Origin of the sequence: Bradyrhizobium sp. DOA1 (assembly GCF_001593325.1) — a bacterium.
GTDB lineage: Bacteria > Pseudomonadota > Alphaproteobacteria > Rhizobiales > Xanthobacteraceae > Bradyrhizobium.
In genome coordinates this window covers 3,513,999-3,516,153 of sequence record NZ_JXJM01000001.1, presented here as the reverse complement: position 1 = coordinate 3,516,153, position 2,155 = coordinate 3,513,999, and the positions used below count along the sequence as shown (strand labels likewise).

At 62.1% G+C, this 2,155-nt stretch carries 3 protein-coding genes; 1 reads left to right on the top strand and 2 read right to left on the bottom strand.

Going from position 1 to position 2,155, the window contains the following annotated elements; genetic code table 11:
• Positions 1-170: 170 nt before the first annotated feature.
• Positions 171-623, top strand: coding sequence for a DoxX family protein (locus SE91_RS16765; RefSeq protein WP_061848371.1), 453 nt, complete (start codon positions 171-173; stop codon positions 621-623).
• A 175-nt stretch (positions 624-798) separates the two neighbouring features.
• Here SE91_RS16765 and SE91_RS16760 read toward each other — a convergent pair whose 3' ends face one another.
• Both SE91_RS16760 and SE91_RS16755 read right to left on the bottom strand, forming a co-directional pair.
• On the bottom strand, positions 799-1,350 hold the full coding sequence (locus tag SE91_RS16760; protein ID WP_061848369.1) for a dihydrofolate reductase family protein: 552 nt from the start codon (positions 1,348-1,350) through the stop codon (positions 799-801).
• A gap of 7 nt (positions 1,351-1,357) precedes the next feature.
• Positions 1,358-2,155: polysaccharide deacetylase family protein (locus tag SE91_RS16755; protein WP_061848367.1), on the bottom strand; the 798-nt coding region annotated here is incomplete at its 5' end.

The following is a 2,155-nucleotide window of genomic DNA, read 5'->3' as shown; positions in this document are numbered from 1 at the left end:
TCATCCGGCTCCCCGCTTCGCGGCGAGCCACCTTCTCCCACAAGGGGAGAAGGGAAGAGACCGCCAATTTGAAATACTTTCAGGTCTTCACTTCCCTATTTGTAAACCGGCGCACGACTCTTCATAATCAACTCACGTTCCCTGCTTAGCGTTTTGCCAAGAGGCCGATCATGCCAGCGTTCGTGACTTTCGGGCGAATCCTGTTCGCCGTCCTGTTCGTCTACACGGGCGCGACCAAGCTGTTCGCTATCCAGGCGACCGCAGACTTCATCGCTACCAAGGTGGTGGTGCCCGAGGTGATCGCGCCTTACGCCAAGCAGGTCGAGACCGCGACCGCCATGACCACACCGCAGCTGCTCGCGATCGCGGTCGGAGGACTCGAGGTCATCGCCGGCCTCATGATCGCGCTGAATTTCGGTGCGCGCTTCTTCGCGATGTTGCTGATCATCTATGTCGCGGTCGCCACCGTGCTGTTCTACGACTTCTGGAACATGGCAGCGCCCGAGAACGCCAAGATGCTGGTCGACGCGCTCAAGAACCTGTCGATCATCGGCGCGCTCTGCATGATCATCGGCTACGGACGCACAACGCGTCCCGCCGAGGCGGCCTACGGCGACGTGTAGCGGTCAATCCGCCCCGGGAGCGGCTCTTCGCAGATGCGCTAGCCAGCTTTTCGCCGGCCGGCGGTGGCACTAATTTTTGGCAGACCAATAAGCAACATACGGCGCGGTATCTGCATGCCGGTACTGTGCATGGGGTTGTTTTACCCATTTGGATTTGAGCGGCGTCGTGAGACGGCTATTTCCGCTGCCACGGGGTCACGGTCACCTCGTGCGCCGCGTCGAGCAAATACGGCGTGCCCGGTTTCATCCCGTGCGACGTGAGAACCTCGTGCGGTGTCCGCTCGGGCACGCCGACAAAGCAGCCTTCGCCGCCGGGCAATCGCACCTGCGGGGCTTCCGACAGCCAGAACGTATCATAGCGGTCCATGAACATGTCGAACACGACCGGGCCGCCGATGACGGCGACCATGCCGGAGGCGACGTCGGCGAAGGCGCAGGCTTCCTCGAAGCTGGTATGCTCCGGGTTCCACAACGTCGCGTTCGGCATTTCAGGATCGACGGTCAGCGCCTTGATTTTGCGGGTCAGGATCAGGCGTTTGCGCTGGGGCGAATTCGGCTGCTGCTCGTGCGAATTGCGGCCGTGCACGATCAGCGCGGCGCGATCGAGCGACTGCTCGAAGAACAGCTTGTCGCCTTCGAACTTCAGGCTATCGGGCATCACATGACCAGCGTCGGCGAGCATGCCGTCCGCGGAGACGATGACGTAGCCTTCGAACCGGAAAGACAATTGCTGTCTATTCGGAAACGGTCGTCACCACGGAATTGACCGGGCGCTGGCTCACCGTCGGGAGCTTGAGGTCCTTGACCAGCTCCTGCTCGTATTCGGGCAACGTCGAAGCCGGGAATTTCGCACGCATCGCCACCACCTTGTAGCCGCCGGCCTTCAGGCGCTTCAGCAGCTCGGGCAAAGCCTCGGCCGTGTGCTTCTGGAAGTCGTGCATCAGGATGATGCCCTTACCTCTGGTGTCGAGCTTCTTCATCACGGTCTCGACAATCTTCTCGGGCTTTGACGCCTTGAAGTCGAAGGAGTCGATGTCGCAGGAGAAGATCCCGACGTTGCGGTTGCCGAGATAGGTGACCATCTCCGGCGGATGCTGGAGCGCCGGGAAGCGGAAGAACGGCGCCGGCGAGACGCCGCCGAGTGCCCACTTCACCGCCGCAAAGCCCTTCTCGATCTCGTCCTTGCGCTGCGCCTCGGTGAACTTCTTGTTGTTGAGGTTGGCGTGGGACCAGGTGTGCGCGCCGATGGTGTGGCCCGCCGCATAGACCTGCTTCAGGATTTCCGGCTCATAAGTCGCGTGCTTGCCGATGATGAAGAAGATGCCGGTGGTGCATTCGTCTGCGAGCGCCTTGAGCACCGCGGGCGCGTTGCGCGGCCAGGGGCCGTCATCGAAGGTCAGCACCACCTCCTTGTCGCGCAGGAAGTCGAGCTCCTTGAAATGCTCGAAGCCGAAGCCGGGACCACCCGTGGTGTCGATCTCGACGGTGCGGGCGACGCCGAGCGCGCCGGGGGTGTTGCAAGCCGCGCGCGC

What these genes read in the sequence shown, in the direction of transcription:
- SE91_RS16765 (WP_061848371.1), top strand. Translation starts at nt 171, where the DNA reads ATGCCAGCGTTCGTGACTTTCGGGCGAATCCTGTTCGCCGTCCTGTTC.